1 protein-coding gene is annotated in these 1,320 nt (G+C 42.0%); it reads right to left on the bottom strand.

Annotation, left to right across the window (positions count from 1 at the left end):
- The coding region (locus tag H5232_RS23205; protein ID WP_259400193.1) for a pectinesterase family protein at positions 1 to 1,320 on the bottom strand (1,320 nt) is incomplete at both ends.

The following is a 1,320-nucleotide window of genomic DNA, read 5'->3' as shown; positions in this document are numbered from 1 at the left end:
CCTTTCAGTAATAGGGTATCTTGTTCGCTAATAAAGCTGGCATTATTAGCCACTAAACGACCATTACTATTAAAGTAAATTGTTTCAGCTTGGTTTGAATCAACCTTGTTACGCAAATGCGTGTTTTTCAATGTTAGGTTGTTGATCACTAACATATCCGCACCTTCAACTAAGAATACACCACGACCGCCACCCGGTGTGCCAGAACCTACAGGCGCACTGCCACCTGAGCCACCATTGAGTGTTTCGAAGTTTTCGTACTGAATAATAGTATTGTCTTGGCTTTGCCCTTGTATAGTTACGTTATTTTTATTACGTAAGAATAGCAGTTCATTATATACACCATCTTTGACTGAAATGGTGGTTTGCTCATCTTTAGCAAGATTTGCCATTGCAAAGTTAAGTGCACCTTGCACGGTTCTAAAGTCAGCTACACCGTCATCATCAACCAATAGTTGATTGCTTGCCGGCGTTGTCACTTTAGTGGTGAACGTCCATTGGCTATTATCACCGAGGCCAATAAAATCAGTACCGTTGAGTTGTGCGCCTAATACCACATCATCACCAATGACAACACGATAAGTATGGCCATATTCAAGCACATTATTATGCGGTTTAATGGTTAAGGTATTGCCTTCAATTGTGAGCGGGTAGTAGTACACAGAGCGGACTTTATCCTGGCCGGTGTAGCCTATCACATCGACATTTTTACCCACTTTGAGGGTATCAACTAGGGTGTTGTCGTTTTGCTTATAAATACGAACTTCACCTAAACTACCAAAGGTAGGGGCGTTATCAAAAGTAAGCGATAATTGGGTATCAACAAATTGGTTATCGCTAGCAATCGCTGGCATTACTTTAGCTGTTAAATCACCATAGTCAGCAGTTGGCATAACAAAGCCTTCTGCAACAGAGACTTTAATAGTACGGGTAATACTTGGGTCTGAATCCGATACAAATGTGATCGTTGCATCGCCTGCAGCAATCGGTGTAAGGGTGATCGTATTTGCATCGATTGTAACGCTCACCACTGCTTCATTGCTTGAAGTGACCGTGTAGGTGTCGGCTGTGATACCGTCGTTTTTAATCGCTGTAACGTTGATCAACAATGGATCCATACTGGTACTTGTGTCCCAATTAGGCTCTTTGTAATCAAGGGTTAACTGAATTGGCTTGATACTAGGGTCGCCCACTTTTACATCATCAATTTCAAACGAACGATTATTCGTAAACACACCAATTAAGCCACGCGCTGTATAGCTGGTATCAGTCGCAGAGCCCATTTTCTCACCATCTAAGTATACGGTAAGTTGATCATCA

The organism is Pseudoalteromonas sp. SG41-5 (assembly GCF_014164495.1).
Classification (GTDB): Bacteria; Pseudomonadota; Gammaproteobacteria; order Enterobacterales; family Alteromonadaceae; genus Pseudoalteromonas; species Pseudoalteromonas rhizosphaerae.
The sequence above is the reverse complement of the archived record's forward strand: the minus strand, read 5'-3'. Positions and strand labels throughout refer to the sequence as shown.